Source organism: Burkholderia sp. Ac-20344, assembly GCF_017104975.1.
Classification (GTDB): Bacteria; Pseudomonadota; Gammaproteobacteria; order Burkholderiales; family Burkholderiaceae; genus Burkholderia.
Genome location: NZ_JAAGPP010000148.1, coordinates 1 through 21,900, shown reverse-complemented (window position 1 = coordinate 21,900; position 21,900 = coordinate 1). Strand labels below are relative to the sequence as shown.

The 21,900-nt window shown below is 65.6% G+C and carries 21 protein-coding genes and 1 pseudogene; 7 read left to right on the top strand and 15 right to left on the bottom strand.

What is annotated here, in order from left to right:
• From G3N64_RS32255 to G3N64_RS32235, 5 genes and pseudogenes are all read left to right on the top strand, one after another.
• A pseudogene (locus G3N64_RS32255) lies at positions 1–299 on the top strand (regulator); the annotation flags it as partial.
• Positions 300–313: 14 nt separating this feature from the next.
• On the top strand, positions 314–2,011 hold the full coding sequence (gene recJ, locus G3N64_RS32250) for a single-stranded-DNA-specific exonuclease RecJ (protein WP_205787779.1): 1,698 nt from the start codon (positions 314–316) through the stop codon (positions 2,009–2,011).
• Positions 2,012–2,163: 152 nt separating this feature from the next.
• A protein-coding gene (gene prfB / locus G3N64_RS32245) for a peptide chain release factor 2 (protein ID WP_105392842.1) occupies positions 2,164–3,268 on the top strand; the annotation gives its coding sequence in 2 pieces (ribosomal slippage) (positions 2,164–2,244 and positions 2,246–3,268; 1,104 coding nt in all).
• 82 nt (positions 3,269–3,350) lie between these two features.
• A complete protein-coding gene (gene lysS / locus G3N64_RS32240) occupies positions 3,351–4,877 on the top strand; it encodes a lysine--tRNA ligase (RefSeq protein WP_205787778.1) in 1,527 nt (508 codons plus the stop codon).
• 349 nt (positions 4,878–5,226) lie between these two features.
• On the top strand, positions 5,227–5,958 hold the full coding sequence (locus tag G3N64_RS32235) for a glycine zipper 2TM domain-containing protein (protein ID WP_205787777.1): 732 nt from the start codon (positions 5,227–5,229) through the stop codon (positions 5,956–5,958).
• A gap of 128 nt (positions 5,959–6,086) precedes the next feature.
• Here G3N64_RS32235 and iscX read toward each other — a convergent pair whose 3' ends face one another.
• The 12 genes from iscX to G3N64_RS32175 form a co-directional block, all read right to left on the bottom strand.
• Positions 6,087–6,296: a Fe-S cluster assembly protein IscX gene (gene iscX / locus G3N64_RS32230; protein WP_039364760.1), complete on the bottom strand. Its 210-nt coding sequence runs from the start codon at positions 6,294–6,296 to the stop codon at positions 6,087–6,089.
• 19 nt (positions 6,297–6,315) lie between these two features.
• The gene (gene fdx, locus G3N64_RS32225; protein ID WP_043190328.1) at positions 6,316–6,657 is read right to left on the bottom strand and encodes an ISC system 2Fe-2S type ferredoxin; all 342 of its coding nucleotides are present in this window, start codon (positions 6,655–6,657) and stop codon (positions 6,316–6,318) included.
• Between the two features lie 88 nt (positions 6,658–6,745).
• Positions 6,746–8,614 (bottom strand): Fe-S protein assembly chaperone HscA, encoded by a 1,869-nt coding sequence (hscA, locus tag G3N64_RS32220; protein ID WP_205787776.1) that lies wholly within the window; start codon positions 8,612–8,614, stop codon positions 6,746–6,748.
• Positions 8,615–8,668: 54 nt separating this feature from the next.
• Positions 8,669–9,196, bottom strand: coding sequence for a Fe-S protein assembly co-chaperone HscB (hscB, locus tag G3N64_RS32215; RefSeq protein WP_011352560.1), 528 nt, complete (start codon positions 9,194–9,196; stop codon positions 8,669–8,671).
• Positions 9,197–9,292: 96 nt separating this feature from the next.
• On the bottom strand, positions 9,293–9,616 hold the full coding sequence (iscA, locus tag G3N64_RS32210; RefSeq protein ID WP_014896627.1) for an iron-sulfur cluster assembly protein IscA: 324 nt from the start codon (positions 9,614–9,616) through the stop codon (positions 9,293–9,295).
• A 64-nt stretch (positions 9,617–9,680) separates the two neighbouring features.
• Positions 9,681–10,088 (bottom strand): Fe-S cluster assembly scaffold IscU, encoded by a 408-nt coding sequence (gene iscU / locus G3N64_RS32205; RefSeq protein ID WP_006481982.1) that lies wholly within the window; start codon positions 10,086–10,088, stop codon positions 9,681–9,683.
• Between the two features lie 68 nt (positions 10,089–10,156).
• The gene (locus G3N64_RS32200) at positions 10,157–11,380 is read right to left on the bottom strand and encodes an IscS subfamily cysteine desulfurase (protein ID WP_205787775.1); all 1,224 of its coding nucleotides are present in this window, start codon (positions 11,378–11,380) and stop codon (positions 10,157–10,159) included.
• A 65-nt stretch (positions 11,381–11,445) separates the two neighbouring features.
• On the bottom strand, positions 11,446–11,985 hold the full coding sequence (iscR, locus tag G3N64_RS32195) for a Fe-S cluster assembly transcriptional regulator IscR (RefSeq protein ID WP_009691731.1): 540 nt from the start codon (positions 11,983–11,985) through the stop codon (positions 11,446–11,448).
• Positions 11,986–12,099: 114 nt separating this feature from the next.
• Positions 12,100–12,582, bottom strand: a complete 483-nt coding sequence (locus tag G3N64_RS32190; protein ID WP_205787774.1) for a low molecular weight protein-tyrosine-phosphatase — start codon at positions 12,580–12,582, stop codon at positions 12,100–12,102.
• A 101-nt stretch (positions 12,583–12,683) separates the two neighbouring features.
• A complete protein-coding gene (locus tag G3N64_RS32185) occupies positions 12,684–12,911 on the bottom strand; it encodes a hypothetical protein (protein ID WP_205787773.1) in 228 nt (75 codons plus the stop codon).
• Between the two features lie 129 nt (positions 12,912–13,040).
• Positions 13,041–14,453: a lactate utilization protein B gene (locus tag G3N64_RS32180; RefSeq protein ID WP_043190348.1), complete on the bottom strand. Its 1,413-nt coding sequence runs from the start codon at positions 14,451–14,453 to the stop codon at positions 13,041–13,043.
• Between the two features lie 35 nt (positions 14,454–14,488).
• Positions 14,489–15,211, bottom strand: coding sequence for a (Fe-S)-binding protein (locus G3N64_RS32175; RefSeq protein ID WP_069248359.1), 723 nt, complete (start codon positions 15,209–15,211; stop codon positions 14,489–14,491).
• A 183-nt stretch (positions 15,212–15,394) separates the two neighbouring features.
• Between G3N64_RS32175 and G3N64_RS32170 the strand changes: the two genes are divergently transcribed.
• Positions 15,395–16,204 carry an IclR family transcriptional regulator gene (locus G3N64_RS32170; protein ID WP_205787772.1) on the top strand — a complete coding sequence of 270 codons (810 nt, stop codon included), beginning with the start codon at positions 15,395–15,397 and terminating at the stop codon, positions 16,202–16,204.
• A 91-nt stretch (positions 16,205–16,295) separates the two neighbouring features.
• Here the strand turns inward: G3N64_RS32170 and pbpG are convergent, their stop codons facing one another.
• A complete protein-coding gene (gene pbpG / locus G3N64_RS32165) occupies positions 16,296–17,462 on the bottom strand; it encodes a D-alanyl-D-alanine endopeptidase (protein ID WP_205787771.1) in 1,167 nt (388 codons plus the stop codon).
• A gap of 682 nt (positions 17,463–18,144) precedes the next feature.
• Here pbpG and G3N64_RS32160 point away from each other — a divergent pair.
• Positions 18,145–18,711, top strand: a complete 567-nt coding sequence (locus G3N64_RS32160; protein WP_006481973.1) for a phasin family protein — start codon at positions 18,145–18,147, stop codon at positions 18,709–18,711.
• A 205-nt stretch (positions 18,712–18,916) separates the two neighbouring features.
• Here the strand turns inward: G3N64_RS32160 and lpdA are convergent, their stop codons facing one another.
• Positions 18,917–20,683, bottom strand: a complete 1,767-nt coding sequence (gene lpdA / locus G3N64_RS32155) for a dihydrolipoyl dehydrogenase (RefSeq protein ID WP_205787770.1) — start codon at positions 20,681–20,683, stop codon at positions 18,917–18,919.
• Positions 20,684–20,963: 280 nt separating this feature from the next.
• A partial coding sequence (locus tag G3N64_RS32150) for a dihydrolipoyllysine-residue acetyltransferase (protein WP_205787769.1) occupies positions 20,964–21,900 on the bottom strand: 937 nt, incomplete at its 5' end.

Here is a 21,900-nt window from a genome sequence, read left to right as displayed (position 1 = left end):
ACGCCGGTGCGCCGCCGGCCGCGTTCGGCACGCTGCCCGCGGCCGACGGCGCGACGCTCGTCGAACTGCCGGCGCTGACCACCCCGTTCATCGAGCAGGACTGGGCGCGCTGGCACGACGGGCTCACTGCGCTCGAGCGCGATTGGTTCATGCCAGCCCTCGCCGCGCTGCAGAACGGCGAACTCGCGAGCGTCGATTTCACGCTGTGCGGCGACACCAGTTCCGTGACGCTGCACGCGACGCGCGGCGACCTGCGCAAGTTCTGGCGCCGCCGCGCGCTTGCCTCCCTGTTCGAATAACAAGCAGACCCCGTATGACCCGGATCGTTACCCGCCCCGTCGCGCCCGCCGACGCCGAAGCGCTCGCGCGCCACGGCCTGCATCCCGTCCTGGCGCGCCTGTACGCGTCGCGCGGCGTGCAGTCCCCCGCCGACATCGAGACCGCGCTGGCGCGGCTCGTCCCGCCCACCGAGCTGAAAGGCTGCGCCGACGCGGCGTCGCTGCTCGCCGACGCGATCGCCGACAAGCGGCGCCTGCTCGTCGTCGCCGACTACGACTGCGACGGCGCGACCGCGTGCGCAGTCGCGGTGCGCGGCCTGCGGATGTTCGGCGCGCAGATCGACTACCTGGTGCCGAATCGTTTCGAATACGGCTACGGCCTCACGCCCGAGATCGTCGAACTTGCCGCCGCGCGCAAGCCCGATCTGCTGATTACCGTCGACAACGGGATCGCGAGCGTCGCGGGCGTCGAAGCCGCGAACGCGCGCGGCATCGGCGTGCTCGTGACCGACCACCACCTGCCCGGCGACGCGCTGCCCGCCGCGCGCGCGATCGTCAACCCGAACCAGCCCGGTTGCGCGTTCCCGAGCAAGCACCTCGCCGGCGTCGGCGTGATGTTCTACGTGCTGCTCGCGCTGCGCGCCGAGCTGCGCCGCCGCGGCGCGTTCGCGAGCAAGGAAGCCGAGCCGCGCCTCGACGGCCTGCTCGACCTCGTCGCGCTCGGCACCGTCGCCGACGTCGTGCGGCTCGACGGCAACAACCGCGTGCTCGTCGCGCAGGGGCTGCAGCGCATCCGCAACGGCCGCATGCAGCCGGGCGTCGCCGCACTATTCCGCGCCGCCGCACGCGAAGCCCGCACGGCATCGGGCTTCGACCTCGGCTTCGGCCTCGGCCCGCGCCTGAACGCCGCCGGGCGGCTGTCCGACATGTCGCTCGGGATCGAGTGCCTGATCACCGACGACATCGGCCGCGCGTGGGATCTCGCGCAGCAGCTCGACGTAATGAACCGCGAGCGCCGCGAGATCGAGGCCGGCATGCAGCAGCAGGCGCTCGCCGATCTCGCCGACGTCGATCCGGCCGACGCGTGCACGATCACCCTCTTCAACCCCGAATGGCACCAGGGCGTGATCGGCATCGTCGCCGGCCGGCTCAAGGAGAAATTCCACCGCCCGTCGTTCACGTTCGCGCACGCCGACGAGGAAGGCAAGCGGGTCAAGGGGTCGGGCCGGTCGATCGCCGGCTTCCACCTGCGCGACGCGCTCGACCTCGTGTCGAAACGCGAACCGGACCTGATCGTCGCGTTCGGCGGCCACGCGATGGCGGCCGGCCTCACGCTCGACACCGAGAACGTGCCGCGCTTCGCGGCCGCGTTCGAAGCCGTCGCGCGCGAGTGGCTGTCCGACGACGTGCTCGCCCGCGTGATCGAGACCGACGGCGAACTCGAGGACGCGTACTTCACGCCGCAGTTCGTCGGGCTGCTCGACGAAGCCGTCTGGGGGCAGGGTTTTCCGGCCCCGCTTTTCTCGGGCGAATTCGACGTCGTGTCGCAGTCGCTCGTGAAGGAAAAGCACCTGAAGCTGCAGCTTGCGCGCGGCCGCCAGCGCTTCAGCGCGATCTGGTTCAACCACACGGAGCCGCTGCCGGCGAGCGCGCTGGTCGCGTACCGCCTCGTCGCCGACACGTGGAACGGCGTCACGCGCGTCCAGCTGATCGTCGAACACGCGGCCGGCTGAGCCCGGGCCGCCCGGCCCGCGACGCCCGCCGATGCATGCACGCCGCGCCGGAAGGGGCCACGGCACGCGTGCAAGCACCGTTTGCGTCACCGGGCAACCCTGCCGATCGGCTATAATTCCGCTTTTTTACGAAGCAAGAATAGCGAACGATCATGGAAGCGGAACGTCTCAACGCGATCGAAAGCTCCCTGCTCGACCTGCGCAACCGCGCGGGCGAGCTTCGGGGGTATCTTTGACTACGACGCCAAAGCTGCGCGTCTGACCGAAGTCAACAAGGAACTCGAAGACCCGAACGTCTGGAACGATTCGAAGAACGCCCAGGCACTCGGTCGCGAGAAGAAGCTGCTCGAAGGCGTCGTCACGACGCTCACCGCGCTCGATAGCGACCTGCGCGATGCGCTCGACCTGTTCGAGCTGGCACGCGAGGAAGGCGACGAGGACACCCTCGTCGCGTCGGAAGAAGACGCTGCGAAGCTCGAAGCACGCGTTGGCGACATCGAGTTCCGCCGGATGTTCTCGAACCCGGCCGACCCGAACAACTGCTTCATCGACATCCAGGCCGGCGCCGGCGGCACCGAGGCGTGCGACTGGGCATCGATGCTGCTGCGCCAGTACCTGCGCTACTGCGAACGCAAGGGCTTCAAGGCCGAAGTGCTCGAAGAGTCCGACGGCGACGTCGCCGGCATCAAGAACGCGACGGTCAAGGTCTCGGGCGAATACGCATACGGCTTCCTGCGCACCGAAACGGGCATCCACCGCCTCGTGCGCAAGTCGCCGTTCGACTCGTCGGGCGGCCGTCACACGTCGTTCTCGTCGGTGTTCGTCTATCCGGAAATCGACGACTCGATCGAAGTCGAGATCAACCCGGCCGACCTGCGCATCGACACGTACCGCGCATCGGGCGCAGGCGGCCAGCACATCAACAAGACCGACTCCGCGGTGCGGATCACGCACATGCCGACCGGTATCGTCGTGCAGTGCCAGAACGACCGCTCGCAGCACCGCAACCGCGCCGAAGCGATGGCGATGCTGAAATCGCGCCTGTACGAAGTCGAAATGCGCAAGCGCCAAGCTGAACAGGACAAGCTCGAATCGAGCAAGACCGATGTGGGCTGGGGCCACCAGATCCGTTCGTACGTGCTCGACCAGAGCCGCGTGAAGGACCTGCGCACGAACGTCGAAATGAGCAACACGCGAGCCGTCCTCGACGGCGACCTCGACGACTTCATCAGCGCGAGCCTCAAACAGGGCGTGTAAGCGCCGCGGCGCGACCCTGCCGGGTCGCGCCCCCTTGCCCTTCCCGTTTGCGTTGCCGCACCCATTCCGAATTCCGACCATCATGACCGAACCGACCCAAACGCAGCCCGCCGTCACCGCGGACGAAAACCAGATCATTGCCGAGCGCCGCGAGAAGCTGCGCGCCCTGCGCGAGCAAGGCGTCGCTTACCCGAACGATTTCCGCCCGACGCATCACGCAGCCGATCTGCAGGTGAATTTCGCCGACTCGGACAAGGCCGCGCTCGAAGCGAACCCGGTCGAGGTGTCGGTCGCCGGCCGCATGATGCTCAAGCGCGTGATGGGCAAGGCGAGCTTCGCGACGGTGCAGGACGGTTCGGGCCAGATCCAGTTCTTCGTGACGCCGAACGACGTCGGCGCGGAAACCTACGACGCGTTCAAGAAGTGGGATCTCGGCGACATCGTCGCCGCGCGCGGCGTGCTGTTCCGCACCAACAAGGGCGAGCTGTCGGTCCAGTGCAAGGAGCTGCGCCTGCTGTCGAAGGCGCTGCGCCCGCTGCCGGACAAGTTCCACGGCCTGTCCGACCAGGAAATGCGCTACCGCCAGCGCTACGTCGACCTGATCGTCACGCCGGAAACGCGCGACACGTTCCGCGCCCGCACCAAGACGATCGCGTCGATCCGCAAGTTCATGGATTCGGCCGACTTCATGGAAGTCGAGACGCCGATGCTGCACCCGATCCCGGGCGGCGCGGCTGCAAAGCCGTTCGTCACGCATCACAATGCGCTCGACATGCAGATGTTCCTGCGCATCGCGCCGGAGCTGTACCTGAAGCGCCTGATCGTCGGCGGCTTCGAACGCGTGTTCGAAATCAACCGCAACTTCCGGAATGAAGGCGTGTCGCCGCGTCACAACCCGGAATTCACGATGATGGAGTTCTACGCCGCGTACACCGACTACCGCTGGCTGATGGACTTCACCGAGCAACTGATCCGCCAGGCGGCGATCGATGCGCTCGGCACCGCGACGATCCAGTACCAGGGCCGCGAGCTCGACCTCGCGAAGCCGTTCCACCGCCTCACGATCACGCAGGCGATCCAGAAATACGCGCCGGAGTACACCGCCGGCCAGCTGTCGGACGACGCGTTCCTGCGCACCGAACTGAAGCGCTTCGGCGTCGACGTGTCGCAGCCGGCGTTCCTGAACGCGGGTATCGGGGCGCTGCAGCTCGCGCTGTTCGAGGAAACGGCCGAAGCGCAGCTGTGGGAGCCGACCTTCATCATCGACTACCCGGTCGAGGTGTCGCCGCTCGCACGCGCATCGGATACGGTGCCGGGCATCACCGAGCGTTTCGAGCTGTTCATGACCGGCCGCGAAATCGCGAACGGCTTCTCGGAGCTGAACGATCCGGAAGACCAGGCCGCGCGCTTCAAAAAGCAGGTCGAGCAGAAGGATGCGGGCGACGAGGAAGCGATGTTCTTCGACGCCGACTACATCCGCGCACTCGAATACGGGATGCCTCCGACCGGCGGCTGCGGGATCGGCATCGACCGTCTCGTGATGCTGCTGACCGACAGCCCGACGATCCGCGACGTGCTGCTGTTCCCGCATCTGCGCCGCGAAGACTGATCGCTGCGCCCGCGTGTGCGCCGCCGCCCTGCGGCGCGCACGCGACGGCTTTGTAACGACGCGTAAATCCCGCCAGCCGGCGTCCGCCGGCTTTCGATCCTGCCCCGTTTTATTCCCTCGTCACGCCGGCCTGCTCCGGGTTTTCCCTGCTATGGCCATCGGCGCCCCGCTGCAATTCGTTACACCTTGATACGGTGCGCCGCTTGCCGGTGAACGACACTCCTGTTGCGTCACCACGCATGACCACGGGACCAGAACGAGGCGCATGAACGCCAAGTCTGCGCGAGCCCGCAGCGTGGGATCCGGCCCGGCGCCGCCATGCCGATCCGGATCGACATCGGAGAAAAAAATGGACAACCAGAATCAGACCACGCCGCAAAAGCAACGCCTCCACCCGCTCATCGCCACCGCCGCCGGCGCCGTCATCGTCGCCAGCCTCGCAGCGACGGCAGCGATCACGGGTGTGTTCCCGAAGGCCAGCAGCAGCAACGAACAGAACGGCCAGACCCAGGCCGCGCTGATCGCATCGCAGCCGGCCGTCGATACGGCCGCGGCCGCCAGCGCCGCGCTGGCCGCGCAGGCCAAGCAGCAGGCGGCCGAACAGGCCGCCGCGCAGCAGAAGGCGCTCGCCGCGCAGGCCGAACCGAAGCCCGCTCCGCGGCCGGCCCCGGTACACCGTCGCCATACGACGGCGCCGCAGCCGCCGCAATACGCACAGCAACCGTCGGCACCCGCGCAAACCTACTGCCAGAGCTGCGGTACGGTCGTCGCGATCACGCCGGTCCGCACGCCCGGCCAGAGCTCGGGCATCGGTGCGGTCGGCGGCGCCGCGGCAGGCGGCCTGCTGGGCAACCAGTTCGGCCACGGCAACGGCCGCACCGCGATGACGATCATCGGCGCACTGGGTGGCGGCCTGGCCGGCAACCAGGTCGAAAAGCAGGTGCGCGCGGAAACCGACTACCAGGTGCAAGTGCAGATGGAAAGCGGCGCGACGCGCACGTTCACGTACCACAATCAGCAGCCGCCGTTCGGCCAGGGCCAGCGCGTGCGGATCGAGAACGGGACGCTGGTCGGCGCATGATCGCGTGATCCCCTGCCCGCGTCACGTGCGCGGGCAACCGGCCTGAAAATGAAAACGGCTCGCGAGCAATTGCTCACGAGCCGTTTTTTTATTGCCGGCCGTCTGCGCCGTTGCGGCGCACGCGGTGTTCAGTCCTCGTCGTCGAAGTCCGATTCGTCGATCCAGTGTGCCTGGATCGCTTCGAGGATCTTCTCGCCGGAGTGCTTCGGATCGTCGTTGAAGCCGTCGAGTTCGAGCACCCACTGGCGCAAGTCGACGAAGTTGATCCGCTGCGGGTCGATGTCCGGGTGCTTGTCCGCCAGCGCAATGGCTATTTCACGCGAATCGGTCCATTTCATCGCCTGCCTCCGGTTCCTGTCAGTGGTTTTCCTTCGCGTGGTTGATCGAGTACTTCGGAATCTCGACCACCAGGTCCGAATCTTCCGTCACGATCGCCTGGCACGACAGGCGCGACGTCGGCTCGAGGCCCCACGCCTTGTCCAGCAGATCGTCCTCGTCCTCCTCGGACGGCGTCAGATCGTTGAAGCCTTCGCGGATCACCACGTGGCACGTCGTGCACGCGCACGACTTCTCGCATGCATGCTCGATCTCGATCCCGTGTTCGAGCAGGTTGTCGCAGATACTCTTGCCGGGCGTCGCATCGATCACCGCGCCATCCGGGCACAGTTCGACGTGAGGCAGCACCACCAGTTGAGGCATGTCCGTTCCGTCAGTCAGGGTGCGGCGCCAGGCGCCGCACGGTTCATTATCGCGCGGGCCGTCGCCGGCCGATGCGCAGTTCGTGAGTTCAGATCTCGTCGAGCCGGCGGCCCGACAGCGCGCGCTTGATGCTCTTGTCCATCCGGCGCGCGGCGAATTCGTCGGTGCCGTCGGCCAGCGCCTTGGTCGCCGCTTCGATCGCGTTCGTATCGTCGCCTTGCGCTACCGCGCGCAGCGCAACGGCCAACGTGTCGACTTGCGTGCGTTCGTCCGCGTCGAGCAGTTCGCCGTCGGCCGCCAGCGCGGCCTGGGTCGCCTCGAGCATCCGCTCGGCCTCGACCTGCGCTTCACGCAGCGCGCGTGCGCGCATGTCGATTTCGGCGGTCTTGAAGCTGTCCTCGAGCATCTTCGCGATGTCGTCGTCGGCAAGACCGTACGACGGCTTCACGACGACCGACGCCTCGACGCCGGACAACTGCTCGCGGGCGAACACCGACAGCAGGCCGTCTGCGTCGACCTGGTAGGTCACGCGAATACGCGCGGCGCCGGCCGTCATCGGCGGAATGCCGCGCAGCTCGAAGCGCGCGAGCGACCGGCAGTCGGCGACGAGCTCGCGCTCGCCCTGCACGACGTGGATCGCCATCGCGGTTTGGCCGTCCTTGAAGGTCGTGAATTCCTGCGCGCGTGCGATCGGAATCGTCGAGTTGCGCGGAATGATCTTCTCGACGAGGCCGCCCATCGTCTCGACACCGAGCGACAGCGGAATCACGTCGAGCAGCAGCCAGTCGTCGCCGGTGCCGCGATTGCCGGCGAGCAAGTCGGCCTGGATCGCCGCGCCGAGCGCGACGACCTGGTCAGGATCGAGGTTCACGAGCGGCGGCTGGCCGAAATATTTCGCGACCGCGTCGCGGATCACCGGCATGCGCGTCGCACCGCCGACGAGCACGACGCCCTTGATGTCGGCCGGCGTCACCTGCGCGTCGCGCAGCGCCTTGCGGGTCGGCGTGAGCGTGCGCTGCACGAGCGGCTCGACGAGCGACGCGAACGTGTCGTGCGAGATCGTCTGCACGAGGTGCGCGCCACCCGACAGCGTGACGTCGAGGAATGCCTGCGGCGCGGACGACAGCGCTTCCTTCAGCACGCGCACACGGTCGAGCAACAGGCGCACGTCCTCGGGCGCGAGCGTCTTCGCATCGATGCCGGCCTGCGCGAGCACATGATCGAACAGCGCATGGTCGAAATCGTCGCCGCCGAGCGCGGAATCGCCGCCCGCAGCGAGCACTTCGAATACGCCCTTCGTCAGCTTCAGGATCGACAGGTCGAACGTGCCGCCGCCGAGGTCGTACACCGCGTAGAGGCCTTCGGCCCCGTTGTCGAGACCGTAGGCAATCGCTGCGGCAGTCGGTTCGTTCAGCAGGCGCAGCACGTTGAGGCCCGCGAGGCGCGCGGCATCCTTGGTCGCCTGGCGTTGCGCTTCGTCGAAATACGCGGGCACCGTGATCACCGCGCCGACCAGGTCGTCGCCGAGCGAATCCTCGGCGCGATAGCGCAGCGTCGCGAGAATCTCGGCCGACACTTCGACCGGGCTCTTCACGCCGTCGATGGTACGGATCTGCACCATGCCCGGCGCGTCGACGAATTCGTACGGTGCGTTAGCCGCGCCTTCGACCTCGGCCTTGCCGCGGCCCATGAAACGCTTCACCGACACGATCGTGTTGCGCGGATCGGTCGCGGCCTGCTCTTTCGCCTCGTGACCGATGCGACGGCCGCCCTTTTCAAGGTAGCGGACCACCGACGGCAGCAGCACGCGGCCCGCTTCGTCCGGCAGGACTTCGGGCACGCTGTTGCGCACAGCCGCGACGAGCGAGTTCGTCGTGCCGAGATCGATCCCGACGGCGAGTCGCCGCTGATGCGGCGCCGGCGCCATGCCCGGTTCGGAAATTTGCAGTAAAGCCATCTTGGTTCGTTCGGGCGCTCGGCCCGTTTGCTGCGCATGCCGCAAGGCACGCGGTTAAGTTTCGAGGCGCTCGATCTGCGCGCCCACTTCCGACGCGACCCGTTCGATGAACATCAGTTGGCGCACGGCCTCGGCGGCCGCCTGGTCGGCGCCGCTGTCGAGCAGCGTGCCGAGGCGCTCCACCCGCACGCGCCGCTCTTCGCGCAACTCGGCGAGCAGCGCGTCGAGCGCGTCGACGTTGCGGGCGGCCGCGGCATCCTCGATGCCCTCGCGCCACTCCATCTGCTGCATCAGGAACGCAGGCTCCATCGCGGTGTTGTTTTCCGCGCCGATGTCGACGCCGCGCAGCGACAGCAGATACGACGCGCGCTTCAGCGGATCGCGCAACGTGCGATACGCCTCGTTCGCGCGGGTTGCCCATTGCATCGCGATGCGCTTCTGCGCATCGCCGGCCGCCGCGAAGCGGTCCGGGTGCACCTGCGTCTGCACCGTCCGATAGGCGGCGTCGAGCACCGTCTCGTCGAGCGCGAATTGCGCCGGCAGGTGAAACAGGTCGAAGTGGCTGTCTTTCAGCGAGACCATCGTCGCGTTCAATTCCGGTTCGTCGCGCGGCAAACGCCGCACATTAAAAAGGCGGCCCGTGCCGCCTCTTGCCCGCATCGCGCGGAGATCCGCGCGTCACACGCGGAACGATTCGCCGCAGCCGCACTCGTCCTTCACGTTCGGGTTGTTGAACTTGAACCCTTCGTTCAGGCCTTCGCGTGCGAAGTCGAGCTCGGTGCCGTCGATGTAGGCAAGGCTCTTCGGATCGACGATGACCTTCACGCCATGGCTCTCGAACACCTGATCCTCGGGAGCCAGCTCGTCGACATACTCGAGCTTGTACGCGAGCCCCGAGCACCCGGTCGTGCGAACGCCAAGCCGCAGGCCCACACCCTTGCCGCGACGGACGAGGTATTTCTGGACGTGCTGTGCTGCTTTTTCGGTCAGTGTAATTGCCATGATGTCCTTGCCGCGGCGCGCCACCGGGGCCCGCCGCGATCCTTCTCAAGCTGCTCGATGCCGGTCAGGCCGCGGCCTGGTCGCCTTCCTTGGTGTCGTGGCGCTTCTTGTAGTCGGCCACGGCTGCCTTGATCGCGTCTTCCGCGAGGATCGAGCAGTGAATCTTCACCGGCGGCAGCGCGAGTTCTTCCGCGATCTGCGTGTTCTTGATCGACAGGGCTTCGTCGAGCGTCTTGCCCTTCACCCACTCGGTGACGAGCGAGCTCGACGCGATCGCCGAACCGCAACCGTACGTCTTGAACTTCGCGTCTTCGATCACGCCGTCCGCGCCGACGCGGATCTGCAGCTTCATCACGTCGCCGCAGGCCGGCGCGCCGACCATGCCCGTGCCGACCGTGTCGTCGTCCTTCGCGAACGAACCGACGTTGCGCGGGTTTTCGTAGTGATCCAGAACCTTGTTGCTGTAAGACATGACTCAGACTCCTTGACTCGTTACGTCTGCGTGCGCGAATCCGCCCGCGGGTATGTTCAATCCGGCGCTCAGTGTGCGGCCCATTCGATCGTCGACAGATCGATGCCTTCCTGGTGCATTTCCCAGAGCGGCGAGAGTTCGCGCAGCTTCGCGATCTTGCTGTTCAGCAGGTTGATCACGAAGTCGACTTCCTGCTCCGTCGTGAAGCGGCCGACCGTGAAGCGGATCGAGCTGTGTGCCAGCTCGTCGTTGCGGCCGAGCGCACGCAGCACGTACGACGGCTCCAGCGACGCCGACGTGCATGCGGAGCCCGACGACACCGCGACGTCCTTGATCGCCATGATCAGCGACTCGCCTTCGACGAAGTTGAAACTGATGTTGAGGTTGTGCGGGACACGACGCTCCATGTCGCCGTTCACGTACGTTTCCTCGATCTGCGACAGGCCGCGCAGCAGCTTGTCGCGCAGCATGCGGACGCGCTCGTTTTCCGTCGCCATTTCTTCGCGTGCGATGCGGAACGCTTCGCCCATGCCGACGATCTGGTGCGTCGCCAGCGTGCCCGAACGCATGCCGCGCTCGTGGCCGCCGCCGTGCATCTGCGCTTCGATGCGCACCCGCGGCTTGCGGCGCACGTACAGCGCGCCGATGCCCTTCGGGCCGTAGGTCTTGTGCGCCGAGAACGACATCAGGTCGACCTTCAGCTTCGCGAGGTCGATCTCGACCTTGCCGGTCGACTGTGCGGCGTCGACGTGGAACACAATGCCCTTCTCGCGGCAGATTTCACCGATCGTCTCGATGTCCTGGATCACGCCGATCTCGTTGTTCACGTGCATCACCGACACGAGGATCGTGTCCGGGCGCAGCGCGGCCTTGAACACGTCGAGGTCGATCAGGCCGTCATCCTTCACGTCGAGGTAGGTGACTTCGAAACCGTCGCGCTCGAGCTCGCGGCACGTATCGAGCACGGCCTTGTGCTCGGTCTTCACCGTGATGATGTGCTTGCCCTTGCCCTTGTAGAAGTTCGCGGCACCCTTGATCGCGAGGTTGTCCGATTCCGTTGCGCCGGACGTCCAGATGATCTCGCGCGGATCCGCGTTCACGAGTGCAGCCACCTGCTCGCGCGCTTCCTCGACCGCACGCTCCGCATCCCAGCCATACGCGTGGCTGCGCGACGCCGGGTTGCCGAACTGCTCGCGCAGGTACGGCACCATCTTGTCGACCACGCGCGGATCGACCGGCGTCGTCGCGCTGTAATCCATATAGATGGGCAGGTGGAGAGTGTCTTGGGTCATCTGTCGCTCCGGGAATTCTGTGCAGGGACTATGTGCGTTATGGGGTATGGCGGGCGCCTTCGCGCTCACGAACTCGCGATGTTGAACACCGAATTGGGGCCGAGCGGCATCGTGCGCACCGGCTCGGCCGGCGCCGCGACGGGCTCCGGCGTGCGCCGGTCACGCAGCACCGCGGGTGCGCCCTCGCGAGCGCGCTGCTGATCGACGAGATCCTGCAGCGACACCGAATCGAGGTATTCGACCATCTTCTGGTTCAGGGTCGACCACAGCTCGTGCGTCATGCAATGGCCGTCGGGCTGCTTCGAGCCGTCGCACGTGCCTTTGCCGCCGCACTGCGTGGCGTCGAGCGGTTCATCGACCGCGATGATGATGTCGGCAACGGTGACGTCCTGCGCGCGACGCGCGAGGTTGTAGCCGCCGCCCGGGCCGCGCACGGATTCGACGATTTCATGCCTGCGCAGCTTGCCGAACAGCTGTTCGAGATACGAGAGCGAAATCCGCTGGCGCTGGCTGATGCCTGCAAGCGTCACCGGGCCCTGCTCCTGGCGCAGTGCCAAGTCAATCATCGCCGTGACGGCGAAACGGCCTTTGGTGGTGAGTCTCATGGTGTCTAGGGGACTACAATCTTGACGATTTTGGTCAAGTATAAATATTTGACGATTTTAGTCAAGTATCCATGTCTTCGAAAGGGTATTCGCAGACCGCTGAATACCGCGCGATCACCGCGCCGTGCGGGCCCGGAGCGTCTCCAGCAGGCCCGCGCACGCGCGCTCGACCTGATTGAGCACCTGCTCGAAGCCCTGCGCGCCGCCGAAATAGGGATCGGCCACTTCAGTTTCGGTCGAATCCGGCGCGAATTCCATCAGCAGGCGAACCTTGTCGCGATGCTGCGGCGGACAGCGGCGGCGCAACTCCGCAAGATTCGCCTCGTCCATCGCGAGCAGCAGATCGAAGCGCTCGAAATCCGCCGCGCTCACCTGCCGCGCGCGCAGCGCCGACAGGTCGTAGCCGCGGCCGCGAGCGGCCGCCTGCGCACGCGTATCGGGCGGCTCGCCGACATGCCAGTCGCCGGTGCCGGCCGAATCGATCGCGATCCGGTCCGCCAGTGCGGCCGCGTCGACCTGGTGACGCATCACGCCTTCCGCGGTGGGCGAACGGCAGATATTGCCGAGACAGACGAAACAGATCGAAACGCGGGTCATCGCACTATCGAAAAGCCGCGGCGAACCGCGTGGAAGAAGAGCACGCCATTATACAAAGACGGCCAAAATCGCGCCGCCGCGCAAAGCGACGGCGCCGTGCCTCACAACGCCTTCGGCGCGGCGAGCACGACGTCGCCGGATGCCGCCGGCAGCGGCGTCGCCGTGTCGCCGACCAGCCCGAACGACACCGCACGCGCCAGTTCGGCGGACGCCTGGTGAACGGCGAGCGGAGCGCGCGACGGCGCATCGGCCATCGCATGCAGATAGGCAGCCGCAGCCAGCGGAACGACGATTGCCAGCGGCCAGTACATCGATATTGTCTTTTTCATGATGCGGACCTCCTTGACCTCGTACCCCGAAACCCAATTCCGGGGACTACAGACAGGATTCTATAGACCGCACCTATCGAGATAAATATCCAAATAGCGAACGCACTGTTGTCGCCGGATGAACAGTCGTCAGCCGAGGTGGCTTTGCGACGCCGCGTACAGTTCGCGGAACGTGCGCCCGGTGGGCGTCGGCATGTCGCGCGTATCCATCCAGCCGCCCATCATCGGCAGGCGCCGCAGCGTGCCGCCGTTGCCGCCCAGCCGCTCGAGGATGCGCACCGCGAGCTTGGTCGTCAGCGCGTACAGCATCGGCCGCCGCGCGACGAAGCCCCATGCGGCGAGCGCCGCCCGCTCGCGCCACGGCCGCAGGTGCCGCTCGACCTGCTTCTCGCGCAGCGTGCGCAACAGGTGCGACAACGGAATCCCGGCCGGGCACACGCTGTCGCATTCCCCGCAGAGCGTCGCGGCCTGCGGCAGGTCGAGCGCGCGGTCGAGCCCGACGTAGCTCGGGGTCAGCACCGACCCCATCGGCCCCGGGTAGACCCAGCCGTACGCATGGCCGCCGACCTTCTGGTACACCGGACAATGGTTCATGCATGCGCCGCAGCGGATGCAGCGCAGCATCTCCTGGAACTCGCCGCCGATCAGCCCCGTGCGGCCGCCGTCGACGAGCACCACGTAGTTGTGCTCGGGGCCGTCCTCGTCGCCCGGCCCGCGCGGCCCGGTCAGCAGCGAGAAATAGTTCGACGTCTTCTGCCCGGTCGCGGAGCGCGGCAGCAGGCGCATCGCGGTCGCGAGATCCTCGAGCGTCGGCAGCACCTTCTCGATGCCCGTCACGGCCACATGCACGCGCGGCATCACCGTGCACATCCCCTCGTTCCCTTCGTTCGTCACGATCGCAACCGAACCGGTCTCGGCGATCACGAAGTTGCCGCCCGTCACGCCCATGTCGGCCGACATGAAATGCGGGCGCAGCACCTCGCGCGCCTCACGCGTCATGTCCGGAATCTCGGTGAGCCGCTCGCGGTGGTGCGTCCGCGCGAACAGGTCGGCGATCTCGTCCTTGTCCTTGTGCACGACGGGCGCAATGATGTGGCTCGGCGGCTCGTTGTCGTTGATCTGCAGGATGTATTCGCCGAGATCCGTCTCGATCGACTGCACGCCCATTTCCGCGAGCACCGCGTTCAGGCGCATTTCCTCCGACACCATCGACTTGGTCTTGATGACCTTCTTCACGTCGTGACGGCGCGCGATGTCGGCCACGAGCCGCGCGGCATCCGCGGTCGTTTCGGCGAACAGCACCGTCGTGCCGCGCCGCGTCGCCTCGCGCTCGAACGCCTCGAGCCACACGTCGAGGTTCTCCAGCGCGCGGTTGCGGCGCGCCTTCAGCGCGGCGCGGGTGGCCGGGAAGTCGATCGCGGTCATCGCGTCGGCGCGCGCGGACACGAACTTCGTCGACAGCTTCTTCAGGTTCTGCTGCAGGCGCTGGTCGGCCAGCTTCTGGCCGGCGCGCGCCTTGAAATGCATCGATTGGACTTGCATCGCGGTATCGGGGGAAAAGTGAGCGGAACCGGGCGTCAGACGTCGCCCGCCAGCACCTGCGCGACGTGCAGCACGCGCGTGTCGCGGTCGCCGGTGCGGCGCAACCGCCCTTCGATGTTCAGCATGCAGCCGAGATCGCCGAGCACGACGGCGCCCGTGCCCGACGCACGCACGTTCGCGCATTTCTCGTCCGCGATGGCCGCCGAAATGTCGCCGTACTTGACCGCGAACGTGCCGCCGAAGCCGCAGCAGTGCTCGCAGTCCTTCATCTCGGTGACGGCGATACCACGCTGCGCGAGCAGCGCGCGCGGCTGTGCCTTCACGCCGAGCTCGCGCAGGCCCGAGCATGAATCGTGGTAGGTGACGGGCCCGGTGAATTCGCCCGGTGCGAGCGACACCTTCGCGACGTTCGCCAGGAAATCGGTCAGTTCGTAGACCTTCTGCTGGAACCGTGTGTAGCGCCCCATCAGCTCGGGGTCGTCGCGGAACAGGTCGCCGTAGTGTGCGCGGATCATCCCGCCGCAAGACCCCGACGGCGCGACGACGTAATCGAACTGCTCGAACTCGCGCAGCGTCTTTTCCGCGAGATCGCGTGCGAGCGCGCGGTCGCCCGAGTTGTAGGCGGGCTGGCCGCAGCAAGTCTGCGCGGGTGGCACGATCACCTCGTAGCCGGCGTCGCGAATCAGCTTGAGCGCCGAGAAACCGATTTCGGGGCGCATCAGATCGACCAGGCAGGTCACGAACAAACCGACTCGCATACGGGCTCCTTCGAGAAAACGGCTCTCATTATCCGCCGTTTGGCCAGCAAGACCAACGCTGGCTCGCGCGCAAGCCCGCACTGCGCGAAACGAGGATTTCCTCGAACGGCGTTCGCTTTTTTCACAATACGAGATACAATCGTTCCAACACCGCTTGACGCGTCAACCGATTTCTCCCCCGACATGAGCCAACCCACCCCGGATTCAAAAACGTCGATCCAGGTGATCGAACGCATGATGCGGCTGCTGGACGCGCTCGCCGCGCACAGTGACCCTGTCAGCCTGAAGGAACTTGCGCAGCGCACGGAGCTGCACCCGTCGACCGCGCACCGCATCCTCAACGACATGGTGACCTGCCGTCTCGTCGACCGCTCCGATCCCGGCACGTACCGCCTCGGCATGCGGCTGCTGGAGCTCGGCAACCTCGTGAAGGCGCGCCTGTCGGTACGCGACGCGGCGCTGATGCCGATGCGCGAGCTGCACCGTCTCACCGGGCAGACCGTGAACCTGTCGGTGCGCCAGGGTGACGAAATCGTCTACATCGAGCGTGCGTATTCGGAGCGCTCGGGGATGCAGGTCGTCCGTGCGATCGGTGGCCGCGCGCCGCTGCACCTCACGTCGGTCGGCAAGCTGTTCCTCGCGGCCGACGAAACGTCGCGCGTGCGCGCCTATGCGACGCGCACGGGGCTGTCCGGCCATACGCAGAACAGCATCACCGACATCGCGAAGCTCGAGCGCGAGCTGACGATCGTCCGCCAGCAATCGTGCGCACGCGACAACGAGGAGCTGGAACTCGGCGTGCGTTGTATCGCGGCCGGCATCTACGACGATTCGGGCAAGCTCGTCGCGGGCCTGTCGCTGTCGGCGCCGGCCGATCGCCTCCAGGATGCGTGGCTCGGCCAGTTGAGCCGCACGGCCCTCACCATTTCGGAATCGCTCGGCTACCGTCCGGCGCCCTCGAAGGATGCGAACGGGCTGCAGCGGCAGGCGTAAGCCGCTTGCGCACCCCCAACGAAAAAGCCCCGCGATTGCGGGGCTTTTTTTCAGCCATCGGCGTGGCGGCGAACCGCCACCCACCGTGCGATCAGGTCCCGCCGTTGGGCGTGTTGGCCGCCGTCAGGCGCTCGCCGCCGCCGGCATCGAGCCAGTTGCGCAGGCGCGCCGCGTCGGCAAAGCGCGAATACTTGCCGAACGAATCGAGCAGCACCATCACCATCGGCTTGCCGTGGATCGTCGCCTGCATCACGAGGCATTCGCCCGCTTCGTTGATGAAGCCCGTCTTCTGCAGACCGATGTCCCACGAGCCGTTGCCGCGGATCAGCGCGTTCGTGCTGTTGTAGACCAGGTTGCGCTTGCCCGTGTACACCTCGTAGGTGCGATCGGTCGAGAACTGGCGGATCGTCGGGTACTGGTACGCCGCATTGACCATCTTCACGAGGTCGCGCGCGCTCGACACGTTCGAGCTCGACAGCCCCGTCGAATTCTCGAAGTGCGTATCCGTCATGCCGAGCGACTTCGCCTTCGCGTTCATCGCAGCGATGAACGCCGGACGGCCGCCCGGGTAGTAACGCGACAGCGCGGCGGCCGCGCGGTTTTCCGACGCCATCAGCGCGATGTGCAGCATGTCTTCGCGCGACAGCACCGAGCCGACCGACAGGCGCGAGCCCGTGCCCTTCTCGTAGTCGCGGTCTTCGTCGGTAACTTCGATCTGGTCGGCCATCGGCGCCTTCGAGTCGAGCACGACCATCGCCGTCATCAGCTTCGAGATCGACGCGATCGGCACGACGGCGTGCGAATTCTTGTCGAACAGCGGTTCGCCCGAATTCTGGTCGACGACGTACGCAACGCTCGAACGCAGCGCGAGTGCATCCGGCGTGTCGTGCAGGCCGAAGGCCTGGCCGACGGTCGGCCGGCGCGGCTGGAACGCGACCTTGCGGACTGCGCCGTGATGGCCGCCATGCACGTTCGATGCGAGTGTCACGCGCTTGCGCGATGCCTTCGCACGCGGCGCATCGGCCGCGGCGACCTTCGCGGATTTGTCGGAGCTGGCCTTGGCCGTCTTCTTCTTCGCAGACGAAGCAGGAGCGACAGCCTTTTTCTTGGCAGCTTGTTGGGTGTTCGCAGTGGCGGCAAAGGCGTCAGCAGGCGCGACGGACGCGGTGGTCGCCAGCAAGGCGACTGCGACCGACACAGCCGTGCCGAGCGTCATGCTCTGCAACAATCTGCGTGGTGAAAACGATTCGGCTTTCATTGGGGTCTGGACAAAGCGGGCGGGAGGTTTCCGCAAGTGTAGTTAAAGCTGAAAAAAAGAGCAATATTAGGCACTTACCGATCGTCGTTAAACCGGAGTGTAAGGGTCGGTCAACCTCAGACCAATGAACCCTCCCGCTCCCATCGAAAAAATTCATGGGATGCGTTGCCCGACAGTACCCGTCTCCCGATTACCACACGGTTAATTGAGATAACGTCACTTCGGAGACGATTTAAAGCGGGGAAACTACGTATCCGGCGCTCGGGGTGCCATGGGCGCCGGTCTCGGCCGTGGCGGCGGCACGTCGCCACGATACGCGCATCCAAATACGCGCATCCAAATACGCGCATCCAAACGGCGCGTTTTCGACAGGAGCAGAAGGATAACGTTCCACAGCCCTGTCAGGTTTACCTGTGCATGATCATGGTGCGCCGCGCCTGCCCCGGGGCCGTGCGCACCATGTGGGATCGCGCATGAAACCGATTCCGAATCGGGCACGATAACTCTTTGTTTTATCGATAATTTGTCGCGATTGTGCAACGCACAAAAAATACTTGACAACGGTTTTCTCTGCCCTAAAATAAGCCTCATTGCTGCGTTGCACAAAGCACGCGCATCCGAGGTTCCCCAGCGTAGTGCCCTTTACTCTGCGATCGACGCGATCGCTTTTCAGGAGCTTGACATGTCCTTGCTGACCCCCGAGCAAATCGCCGCCGCCCAGAAAGCCAACCTCGAAAGCCTGTTCGGTCTGACGACCAAGGCGTTCGAAGGCGTCGAAAAGCTGATCGAACTCAACCTGCAGGTCGTGAAGTCGACGCTGGCCGAAGGCCAGGAAAACGCTCAGCGTCTGCTGTCGGTGAAGGACGCACAGGAACTGATCGCGCTGCAAGCCAGCCTGTCGCAGCCGGTCGCGGAAAAGGTGCTGTCGTACGGCCGTCACCTGTATGAAATCGCCTCGTCGACGCAAGCCGAGTTCGCGAAGGTTGCCGAAGCGCAATTCGAAGAGCAGAACAAGAAGGTCCAGGCACTCGTCGACAACGTCGCGAAAAACGCCCCGGCCGGTTCGGAAACGGCTGTCGCCGCACTGAAGTCGGCACTGAACGCTGCGAACACCACGTACGAAACGGTTCAGAAGGCAACGAAGCAAGCTGTCGAAATCGCCGAAACGAACTTCAACGCTGCTGCCGCCGTCGCAACGAAGGCTGCTACCGCCGCTGCCGCACGTCGTTCGAGCAAGCCGGCCGCGTAAGCGCCCCCTGCTCCTGAGAAAGAGCCGCGCACAGCGCGGCTTTTTCGTTTGTGGTGCCGGAACATGCTGGAACCAGCAAGTCGACGGTCGTTCTCGAACGATCGTTTGAGCATCGGCCGCCGGCAACAGAAAACGCCGCCGCCCGGATGGTCCGGGCGGCGGCGTTTTTTTCGTGGCCGGCAATCTGCCGGCCGTGCCGTTCGCGTTACTTCTTGCGTTGCGGCGGCAGGTCTGTACAGACGCCTTCGTACAGTTCGGCGGCCATGCCGACCGATTCGCCTAGCGTCGGGTGCGGATGGATCGTCTTGCCGATGTCTTCCGCGTCCGCGCCCATCTCGACGGCGAGGCACACTTCGCTGATCAGGTCGCCCGCGTTCAGGCCGACGATGCCGCCGCCGATCACGCGATGGGTTTCCTCGTCGAAGATCAGCTTCGTGAAGCCTTCGTCACGGCCGTTCGCGATCGCGCGGCCCGAAGCAGCCCACGGGAACACGGCCTTGCCGTACTTGATGCCTTCGGCCTTGCACTGCTCTTCCGTCTTGCCGGCCCACGCCACTTCCGGATCGGTGTACGCCACCGACGGGATCTGCAGCGCGTCGAAGTACGCCTTCTCCCCGTGCGCGGCTTCCGCTGCGACGTGGCCTTCGTGCACGGCCTTGTGCGCGAGCATCGGCTGGCCGACGATATCGCCGATCGCGAAGATGTGCGGGACGTTCGTGCGCATCTGCTTGTCGACGTCGATGAAGCCGCGATCCGTCACGGCCACACCGGCCTTGTCGGCGCCGATCTTCTTGCCGTTCGGGCTGCGGCCCACCGCGACGAGCACGAGGTCGTAGCGCTGCGGCTCCGCCGGCGCCTTCTCGCCCTCGAACGTCACGTAGATGCCGTCTTCCTTCGCTTCCGCGCCGACCGTCTTGGTCTTCAGCATCACGTTGCCGAAGCGCTTCGCGTTGTACTTTTCCCAGACCTTGACGAGATCGCGGTCCGCGCCGTTCATCAGGACGTCGAGCATTTCGACGACATCGATCTCGGCGCCGAGCGTCGAGTAGACCGTCGCCATTTCGAGGCCGATGATGCCGCCGCCGATCACGAGCATCCGCTTCGGCTGCTGGCGCAGTTCGAGTGCGCCGGTCGAATCGACGATGCGCGGGTCTTCCGGCAGGAACGGCAGCTTCACCGATTGCGAACCGGCCGCGATGATCGCCTGCTTGAAGCGGACGACCTTCTTGCCGTTCTCGCCCTGCACTTCCATGTGATACGGATCGACGAACGACCCGACGCCCGTGACGACTTCGACCTTGCGTGCCTTCGCCATGCCGGCGAGGCCCGTCGTCAGTTTCTTGACGACGCCCGACTTGAAATCGCGCAGCTTGTCGAGGTTGATCTCGGGCTTGCCGAACGTGATGCCGTGCGACGCGAGCGCCGCGGCTTCTTCGACGACGAGCGACGTATGCAGCAGCGCTTTCGACGGGATGCAGCCGACGTTCAGGCACACGCCGCCGAGCGTCGAGTAGCGTTCGACGAGCACGGTCTTCATGCCGAGATCGGCTGCGCGGAACGCGGCCGAGTAGCCGCCGGGACCGGCGCCGAGCACGAGCATGTCGCACTCGATGTCCGCGGCACCTGCGTAGCTGCCGGCTTGCGGCGCGGGTGCCGGAGCGGCTGCGGCCGGTGCCGGCGCAACTGCTGCGGGCTTGGCTGCTTCGGGTGCTTTCGCGGGCGCGGCGGCGCCTGCTGCTGCTTCGACGATGGCGATGACAGTGCCTTGCGAGACTTTCTCGCCGGCTTTGACCTTGATTTCCTTGACGGTGCCGGCGACGTCGCTGGGCACTTCCATGGAGGCTTTATCGGATTCGAGCGTGATGAGCGTTTGCTCTTTTTCGATCACGTCGCCGGGTTTGACGTTGACTTCGATGACATCGACGCCGCTGAAATCGCCGATATCCGGAACCTTGACTTCGATGAGACTCATTACTGTCCCCTTCTTGATTAGCTGCAGACAGAGGGGGAGAAACCCGCGAAAGAACCCAAGACTACGGCCTGAAAGAAAACGCGAACCTGGGGCAGGACCACCTTTGCCGTCCGCCCAAGGACGCGCCTTTCTTTTGGTTACTTTTCTTTGGAAGACAAAGAAAAGTGACCGCCGCCCCGCGCAGGGGCGACGCTAATAGACCGTTAGCAAAACAGGTTCAACGACAGAGCGTGGACAACAAACAAAAAACCCACGCCCCCGCGAGCCACTCCCACGCTCATCAAAGAATGATGCGACGGAAATCCGCGAGCAACGCACCGAGATACGCATTGAACCGCGCGGCTTCCGCGCCATCGATCACGCGATGGTCATACGACAGCGACAGCGGCAGCGTGAGACGCGGCACGAACTGCTTGCCGTCCCACACCGGCTTCATCTGGCCGCGCGACAACCCGAGGATCGCCACTTCCGGCGCGTTGATGATCGGCGTGAAGTTCGTGCCGCCGATCCCGCCGAGCGACGAGATCGAGAAGCAGCCGCCCTGCATCTGGTCCGGCTTCAGCTTGCCATCGCGTGCGGCCTTCGACAACTCGGCCATTTCCTTCGCGATATCGACGAGCCCCTTCTTGTCCGCATCGCGGATCACCGGCACGACGAGGCCGTTCGGGGTATCTGCGGCAAAACCGACGTGGTAGTACTGCTTGAACACCAGGTTGTCGCCGTCGAGGCTCGCATTGAAGGTCGGGAATTTCTTCAGCGCAGCAACAACCGCCTTGATCACGAACGCGAGCATCGTGAACTTCACGCCCGCCTTTTCGTGCTCCTTGTTCAACTGCACGCGCAGCGCTTCGAGCTCGGTGATGTCCGCTTCGTCGTTGTTCGTGACGTGCGGGATCATCACCCAGTTGCGATGCAGGTTCGCGCCCGAGATCTTCTTGATGCGCGACAGCGGCTTCGCCTCGAACGGGCCGAACTTCGAGAAGTCGACCTTCGGCCACGGCAGCAGGTTCAGCTCGCCGCCGCCTGCCGGCACGGCTGCCGCGCCCGGTGCTGCGCGCTGGCCCGTCATCACGCCCTTCACGAAGCCCGTGACGTCGTCCTTCGTAATGCGGCCCTTGGGACCCGAGCCCTGCACGCGTGCGACTTCGACGCCGAGTTCGCGCGCGAACTTGCGCACCGATGGCGATGCGTGGCTGGCGCGGTATTCGCCCGACGGA